Here is an 8,241-nt window from a genome sequence, read left to right as displayed (position 1 = left end):
ATAAGGGTACATCATCGCCCCATCCGGGCAGTAAGCTTTAAAAGTAATTTTCTCAGGTTTTCTAAAAAATGTCGGCTGCCCTGTACAGTAAACAATTATTAGTATTCTTCTTCACTAAACTCAATCCTTGCCATTTTCATAAGAAATGCAGCATTACGCGTTGTGGAAGCACCTGGCCTCTTCAATTAAGTCCTTCCTTCATTATACTCAATACATCAGCCTATATTGTTGTTCTCATATACCGAGTATACTCATATATGCAGTTAAAACAACTGGGTATCAGTAACAATTGTTGAAGACATATTGCTGGATAGATTCATTTAGGGAACCGCCGGCAATATCAATTTCCATATGCTGGTTGGGGGTGTCAGTTTCAGCCCCGGCAATTTAATCATTGGATTTTTTTATATTCTTCTATTTTGCGTTTATTTTGTTTGTCTATTTTATCTGAATCTATACATTAATTGCCCTCATTTTTCAATAGTTTAAACTGCCATTGGGACGCGATTCACACTATAGATTGCGGCCGCAGCATTTCTTGTATTTCTTGCCACTGCCACAAGGACAGGATTCATTGCGGTCAATCTTTTTCCCGGCCAAAAAATGTTTATTTCGGGTTGGCTGGTTAAATTCCGCCGTCCTGGTTTTTTTCTTCTCAACAGCTGAATAGGCTTTCATATCTTTCCTGGCCTCGGCGGTTGAAAAACCATGATGGTTCTATTCTTCCCCGGTACCGCTTCCCAGATTTTGAGCTAATAGATACCCTTGTCCCTGGGTTCATTAGGTATCCCTTGGGTGTGTTCCCCACCCGTTTGACGAATTTAGTTTTTATTTTATCGATGGCAATTTACAATATCTTTCCAGGCAGTTTTGCAGAATTATGATAGCTTCAGCTTTGCTTAAAGGCTGGCCGGCCTGGAAGCTTCCATCAGGATAGCCCTGGATAATCCTGGCTGTATAAGCCTTAGTGATTCCCTTTTGTGCCCAATCAGGCAAGGAATCCTTAAAGGGTGCGGGCTCCGATGCAGCAACTCCAAATAGCGTACCTGCCAAATGGGCGGCTTCGGCTCGTGAAATACGCTGCTCGGGTTGCAAAAACCCTCCTGCATAGCCCTTCACCAAGCCTCCCTCCATCAGGGGAAGTATTCTATCAATATCTGCTTGTTCTTCACTGATATCAGCAAATAAATCAGCAGCTACTATATTTCCATTGATAGACTTGAGTGGTGAAGCGGAAAACGGCCCTGTCAGCCGGGTCAGAAGGGTGAAAAATTCCAAGCGGCTAATTTCCCCTTGCCGGTCTGCCCGGTATTCTTCTGCTACTTCAACAAAGGAAGCTATCCGGATTTTGCTGTAATTGTCCTGATTAAAGAGAAAGTTAATCACCATGATTTCTCCGCTGTTATCTACATGGCTCAGTTCTATGGTCAGAGAACGAGGAGTAGCAGCAATAAAGCTAATCCCGGGCTTACTGGCAGAATCACAAATCTGATTCTTCTTCCCCTCGAACTGCTCCGGCCATTCCACATATTTGCGGTAGTTGCATTCATCCGGAACCTGCATATAGCTGATTCCCCAGGGTAGTATGAGCATTATCTTCTGGCCCGCTGACAGCGGAACCGCTACACCTGCTTTTCCAGTAATCTGTACCGTGCCCAGCTCTCTGTTTTCCCCATAGGAAACCGTGGGCGCAGATAATACCTGGTTTATGGTATTGCCCTCCTGCAGATCTCCCTCATCATTAATGCGGTCAGGATCACATATCCTTACTTTTATATCAGTATCGGCCAAAACCCGAGTTGGCGAAAAAAGCATTATAGCCAGTGCAGCAATAAGCATCGTAATAAATACTATCCATTTTCTCCGGATAGCCATAAATATCACTCCTCCGCTTGATTAGTTCATAACCATTATACAACAGAAAGCCCTGGTTTTTCACGTTAACCTGCATCTTGCCGTTACCGCCAGCGATACAAATAGTAATGAAATGAAAAGTATTTTCACGTTAAATGACCTCTCACACCTTGCTATGGTTAAATTCCACCCCCAGCACCCGGAGATTCAGAAGCCAACAGAGTCAGCCAGGCAGTATCCCCTCACTCCAAACTTTTCTGATTAGTCTTTAATAGCTTAAATGAATATTATACAATTAGACTTGTTAGTCATATTCTTTGAAGAGGAGGTAAAAGCTGTGAAAAATCGGACTCTGTTAATTGTACTGGCGGTTTTGCTCATCATGCTGTTAGCGGGTATTTCTACCTATAATGGCATGATCACTGCCAACGAACGCATCGACAACAAGTGGGGGGATATCGATACTCAACTGCAAAGACGCTCTGACCTAATTCCCAATTTGGTTAGCACTACCAAAGCCTATGCTGCCCAGGAAAAAGAGATTTTTACTCAGGTGGCCGAAGCCCGCAGCAAACTGGCGGGAGCAAATTCAGTGGGAGAAAAAGCTCAGGCCGATGCCGAACTGAGTACGGCGCTCAGTCGTTTGCTGGTTGTGGTGGAAAGATACCCGGCTTTGAAGTCGGATGCCAACTTCCGTCAACTGGCAGATGAACTGGCCGGAACCGAAAATCGTTTGGCGGTAGCACGCCGGGATTATAATGAAGCGGTTCGGGATTACAATACCCGAATTAAGAAGTTCCCGGCCAATATGATAGCCGGCATGGGTGGTTTTGAGGCCCGGGATTACTACAAAGCCCAGGAGGGGGCCCAGGAAGTACCTCAGGTTAATTTCTAGACCGGAGTTTTAAGGAAATGCTTCCGGGTGTTCCTTACTCCATTTAGCGTCAGGAGATGATTAAAATGCGTAAAGCTTTTTTTATACTGGCAGCTGCGATGATGCTGCTGTTATCCACAGCCTCAGCTATTGCGGCTATGGACTTGCCCCAGCCTGACCTCAATTTCTACTGTCTCGATCAAGCCGACATGCTTTCCGAGGAAAGCGAGAATGCCATAATAAATACCAGTAAGAACCTGCAGCAAAAGACCTCGGCCCAGATCGTAGTGGTTACGGTGCCTACTATCGGGGAAGATGCAGTCCTGGAGGATTATTCCCTGGAGCTTTTTCGCCAATGGGGTATAGGAGATAAAGAGAAGAATAATGGAGTTTTACTGCTAATCGCTCAGAAAGAGCGAAAAAGCCGTATTGAAGTTGGCTATGGTCTGGAGGGAGTACTGCCTGACGGAAAAACTGGCCGGATTCAGGATGAAAACCTGATACCGTATTTTAAAAATGGGCAATATGATGCGGGAATTATTAATACTTATAATGCTTTATTAAAGGAAGTATCCCAAGAATATGATATCCCCTACCAGCCTGCTTCCGGTGGTGAGAAGCCTTTGGCCCAGGAGGAGGATGAAGTATCCTGGCCTGCTATCATTTTCATACTTATAATACTTTATATCATATACCGTAAAACGCGTGGCCGAGGTTCTTCGGGTAGAGGGCCTGGCGGCAGTGGCGGAGGAGGATATTTTGGTGGGGGCGGTTATTATGGAGGCGGAGGTTTTGGTGGCGGCGGCGGCAGCTTCGGGGGAGGCGGCTCAGCCGGCGGCGGCGGCAGTAGCCGTGGTTGGTAACGGGTGCTTAGACAGATAGCGGTAATTAAGGTTATATCTGTTTGTGATAGCTGTCTAAAATAACATAAGAATATCCAGACTATTATTGAAGGCTTTGTGGGTATTTAGGACAAATGTCCTGGAAAACTACAAAACCTTTTTTCTATGGCTCATGAGATATTCGTATACTCCCAGGTGGCTGGCTACCTGTGCTTTAATATTTTTAGGGAATTACAACAAATTGGTATTTAAAAACCAATAAGTAGAATAATAAAACAGTATATCATGGGACGGTTTCTACTGATATATATCACCAACGGAATATGGCAGTGAAGATTCATATCCCCAGCATTCCGGTAATAGTTTCGTTAATTATCGTGGTCAGGGGAGGCAGCTTAATCCCCATGGACAGTATTACAGCCAAAACAAGACCCAGCGACCAAAAAAGCGTAAAGCATATTAATTCCCGCCACCATTGTTTCCGAACCAGCCCAGGAATTTGTATTAAGGCTATAATTCCGAATCCGATAAGTACCAGGGCACTCATGCCTGCTCCCCCCTTGTTTGAGGTAGCTTGCGCAGTTTGGCTACCAGTAGCGTAATAAGCGGAATGGCGATTTGAAAAGGAATTGTATAAATGGGGTAGCCCTGGTTGGCAAAATCAAACATTTCGGTGGTATTGCTAACATTGGTCAGGGCCAATATCACCATGAGAATCCCTATCGGAAGAATTATAGGACGGTAACTACGCAAATTAAAGACCTGGGCCAATCCTAAAACCGTTCCATAATATACCACTGATATTTTGAAAAATCCCATGGTGATTAAATTGATGGCCACCAAAACTTCCACCCGGGTGAGAACATCGCCGATATCAATTACTTGTGCTGTTATGTAAGTTGGATAAGTGTAAATTGCGACCATTTGTCCCAATACGGCAGCATTGCGGACGGCAACTCCAATTAGAACTAATCCCGCTATCAGTATTCCTTTGAAAACAGCTGAACGGCTTTTTTCGGGCTTATTAACAAATGCCAATACCATTAAAAATGCTACTGCGTCTCCAAAAGGAAAGATGGCCGTAGCATGACTGGTCCATAACAACTTTCCTATGGGGACATCAAGAATAGGCAGCAAATTTTGAAGGTCCATATGCGGAGCTACCAGGAGCGTATCAAAGATTGCCATCAAAATAGTAATCGTTACTAATATTAAGCTGCATCGAGCCAACACTTCGATACCCCTGCGCACGGTTAAGGCACAGACCAGCATAATTAGAATGAGAGTAAGTGCTTTCGGAGTAGCAGGATATAGTTCTAGTTTTAAAAAACGGGAGTAATTATTTAAAACTAAGGCACCCAGGTGAAAAAGATACCAGATAAATAGAATAGAAATGAAGTTGCCCAGGATTTTTCCGTAGACCAGAGAATTTATTTCAACCAGCGTCTTACCTTTAAAATGCTGGGTCAGAACAGTAAATATCCCGGCAATAATTAAGCCCTCCATCAATCCTAAAGCAATCGCAATCCAGGCATCATGCCCGGCTTGCTGCCCCGGAGCAATAATAACCGAAGCACCGAAAATAAACCCGATTATTAATAGGCTTAATTGTAAACTGGATATTTTACCGTTCTCCAAAAGCATGAATCATACCCCTAATTCTTCATCAGTTCCACCGTCGCCAAAAGCTCACCCTGCACCCTTCGGTACTCCTGGTGTTCCAGTTAGTCGCGATTAAGGATGCGGGCATGAACTTCGTTCACTATTAATGTTGCGGTGCAAGCCGGGTTTTCTTTAATCTTTAATTCAGTGATCTATTAATTTCCCCAATTTCATTTACTTGAGTTTTTACCTTTACCACAATCTCAATATAAGGATAAATTTCATCCCACCTCGCTTTTAGATCCCGCCATTCTTTTTTATATTTACGATGAACCGCCTCCCCAAAGCCAAAAACATCCGCATTTAGAGCCCGAGACTTCTCAACTGCTGCCATTACCTGGCTCTCAATCTCCCGAGCCTGGCCCTTTTCCAAATCTTGCAGAAGGTCGGAGCTTATCTCCTGATGCCCATCATACTCCAGCAGGTTAGACTCTTCATCTATGGCAATAGTAATCATAATTTTGTCGTCTTGCAGTTCAGGAACGATTTTACTTTTGGCACTAACAATCTCCAGGTTGGCTCCGGGTATTACTAAGAATCCTTTTTTAATCTTGTTAATAGCCCACAAAAGACCCCTTGATTCATCTTCATTTAGTTGCCCTATCATCTTATCTCCTTTAAATACTGCCGTTGCGCTTATGCGAGTTTTTTGTACTCTATCCCCTTCCGGACCAGTTTGCTCAATAATGCCTACCATAGGGGCGAGAGGAGCGGTAGTTTCGCTTAATAAGCGCTGGGCAAATTCCAGGTAGGTGACCACCGGGAATTTGGAATATTCTGCTGATAGCTTAATCTGAGCAGCCATTCCGATGGCCTGAATGTTTTCCATTCCAGCCTCAACACTTAGAGTATCACTGGCTTTTTTCTCGGCTACTGCCATCAAGACATTGGGACGGTTTACCGGATTCCTGGCTATTGAATCAAGAAGAGGATAGATGCCCTTTTCAGCAGCACTATGGCCAAAGACATAAAGCTGGGTGTGCTGATAAAATGTCCTCCGACTACTTTGCTGGGAATAGCGGTTTAAGGCATCATAAGCTGATGAACCGGTGCTGGAGTCCAACTGAATAGTATGAAGCGGGTCACCCCTTTTTTGCCCCACATCTCCGCTGCTACCGGCAGCACTCTTTATCTCGCTGGGGATAATAGATTGAAAGGTAAGGGTAAGCTGTCCTGTATCTGCATCGATATCCCAACCCAGGCCGGATATAATTGATAATTTATTCAACTCAATGCTATCCCAGCAGCCGGATATGAATACGGGAATGATAACTAAGAGAATAAGCAGGCAAATGGTAAGACGATGTTTTCTCTTCATTGCGTATCCCCCTGCTGAGAGCTGGTTTTAGGAGGCCGGGGCATTTGACCGGATGATTGCCGCCTTGTGTTGGGTGAATCTAAAGACGCGGGACGGCTATCCATGGCCCATAAGGGGGCCCGAATGAAAGTATCTCGCAGGCCACGAATATTGAGTGGAGTTACCGGCGATAAATAGGCAACCCCCAGGGAGCGTAAAGAAGCCAGGTGGCTAAGCATTTCAATGGAAACCAAGACTATACCAAATAAACCTAGCAAACCGCCCGCAAGCGTCATTATAAAGCGATACAAGGCCCCCGGCTCAGCAAAAAGGATGACTAAAAATGAAGCAATTGCTGTGGTGGCAATTACTATTACCATGGGTGCTCCAACCAAACCAGCTGATACTGCCGCCTGACCGATTACCAGCGCACCCACAATACTGACGGCCTGGCCCAGTGAGCGGGGCATCCTGAGACCGGCTTCCCGTAAGATTTCAAATAAAAGCAGCATTAACAGGGCTTCTAATACCACTGGCAAAGGGAGGCCTTCCCGGGCTGCCGCCACCGAAACCAGTAATTGGGTCGGAAATAATTCGGGATGAAATGTTTTTAAGGAAACAAAAATACCCGGCAAATAGATACTGAGTAAATAACCCAGCAAACGAACCCACCGCACCAATGCAGCGAAAAATGGCCGGGCGTAATAATCATCCGGATTTTGAAAACCTTCGATAAATAAAAAAGGTACTGTCAAGGCCATCGGGGAACCGTCAACCAATATGGCGGCTCGACCCTCCAATATTCTGGCTGCAACTACATCTGGCCTTTCGCTGCTGCCCACGGTGGGAAATAGCGAACTGGGACTATCTTCAATGAATTGTTCCAGGTAACTGACATCCAAAATAATGTCAGTATCTATTCGTTGCAGCCGTTGTTTGATTTCTTCAATAAGATTATCCGGGGTGATACCCTGGACGTAAGCAATTGAAACATCGGTCTTCGACCTCTCCCCAATTTGCAGGCTTTCAAAGGTTAAACGCGGATCGCGTATTTTTCGCCGCAGCAAAGCTGTGTTGGTACGCAGAGTTTCGGTAAAACTTTCTTTTGAACCTCGAATCGACAACTCGTTTTTAGGCTCTTCGATACGTCGTGTTTCCCAGCCTTTAGCGTCAATAAGCAGAGCCCGGGTTGCACCTTCTGCCAAAATGGCGGTATGACCTGTCAGAACCCTGGCAATAACTCTGTCTATATCCTGGACTACAGTTATCTGCCCTACAGTTAAAACACTTGATTTAATATAATCGATTAGGCTTTTGTGGTTATGGCTGAGATTATCCTTAATCAATTGCAGGTTAAACATCAATGGTCGCAAAATATCGTGATTTAATAGAGCTCTATCAACTAAACCATCAATATAGACAACGGCCGCATCAATATTTGAATCAGAGCTGATTTTCATGTCACGAATGATTACATCACTGCTTGAACCAAGAGCTTCCCGTAAAACCCTCAGGTTTTCCTCCAGGTTTTGGGACAGGCTTACAGAGGAACTATACTGTCCCGCAGACTTTTTTTGCTCATGGTTTAATATTTTTTTAAAATGTAGTTTTTTGAAAAGAAAACCAGGCAAAAAGAACCAACCTTTCTCAAAACTCTACGGAGCTTATATGCTTTCAAAGATAAATATGGGATGCTGCATTTTTTGAATTAT

Annotated in this window: 8 protein-coding genes; 2 read left to right on the top strand and 6 right to left on the bottom strand. The window is 44.4% G+C overall.

Translation table 11 applies throughout. The features are described from left to right. Nucleotides 1-513: 513 nt before the first annotated feature. Both PHP87_RS04860 and PHP87_RS04855 read right to left on the bottom strand, forming a co-directional pair. Entirely contained in the window at nt 514-678 is a 165-nt protein-coding gene (locus tag PHP87_RS04860; protein ID WP_299919082.1) for an SEC-C metal-binding domain-containing protein, read from the bottom strand. A gap of 150 nt (nt 679-828) precedes the next feature. Next, nucleotides 829-1,875 carry an S-layer homology domain-containing protein gene (locus tag PHP87_RS04855; RefSeq protein ID WP_299919080.1) on the bottom strand — a complete coding sequence of 349 codons (1,047 nt, stop codon included), beginning with the start codon at nt 1,873-1,875 and terminating at the stop codon, nt 829-831. Nucleotides 1,876-2,191: 316 nt separating this feature from the next. On the opposite strand from PHP87_RS04855, the gene PHP87_RS04850 reads away from it, so the two are divergent. Continuing rightward, entirely contained in the window at nt 2,192-2,749 is a 558-nt protein-coding gene (locus PHP87_RS04850) for a LemA family protein (protein WP_299919078.1), read from the top strand. A 65-nt stretch (nt 2,750-2,814) separates the two neighbouring features. Beyond that, on the top strand, nt 2,815-3,591 hold the full coding sequence (locus PHP87_RS04845) for a TPM domain-containing protein (protein WP_299919076.1): 777 nt from the start codon (nt 2,815-2,817) through the stop codon (nt 3,589-3,591). A 316-nt stretch (nt 3,592-3,907) separates the two neighbouring features. Here the strand turns inward: PHP87_RS04845 and PHP87_RS04840 are convergent, their stop codons facing one another. The 4 genes from PHP87_RS04840 to PHP87_RS04825 all read right to left on the bottom strand — a co-directional run bounded on the left by PHP87_RS04840 (nt 3,908) and on the right by PHP87_RS04825 (nt 8,160). Next, nucleotides 3,908-4,117, bottom strand: a complete 210-nt coding sequence (locus tag PHP87_RS04840; protein ID WP_299919074.1) for a hypothetical protein — start codon at nt 4,115-4,117, stop codon at nt 3,908-3,910. After that, nucleotides 4,114-5,214, bottom strand: coding sequence for an endospore germination permease (locus tag PHP87_RS04835; RefSeq protein ID WP_299919072.1), 1,101 nt, complete (start codon nt 5,212-5,214; stop codon nt 4,114-4,116). The genes PHP87_RS04840 and PHP87_RS04835 overlap by 4 nt, the downstream gene beginning before the upstream one ends. Before the next feature lie 157 nt (nt 5,215-5,371). Further along, nucleotides 5,372-6,550 (bottom strand): Ger(x)C family spore germination protein, encoded by a 1,179-nt coding sequence (locus tag PHP87_RS04830; RefSeq protein WP_276619322.1) that lies wholly within the window; start codon nt 6,548-6,550, stop codon nt 5,372-5,374. After that, entirely contained in the window at nt 6,547-8,160 is a 1,614-nt protein-coding gene (locus PHP87_RS04825; RefSeq protein WP_299919069.1) for a spore germination protein, read from the bottom strand. Before PHP87_RS04825 ends, PHP87_RS04830 begins: the two co-directional genes overlap by 4 nt. Between the last annotated feature and the right edge of the window lie 81 nt (nt 8,161-8,241).

Origin of the sequence: Syntrophomonas sp., assembly GCF_028707975.1 — a bacterium.
In the GTDB taxonomy this organism is placed as follows: domain Bacteria; phylum Bacillota; class Syntrophomonadia; order Syntrophomonadales; family Syntrophomonadaceae; genus Syntrophomonas.
Note: the sequence above shows the minus strand (reverse complement) of the source record. Positions and strands in the feature narration are given on the sequence as shown.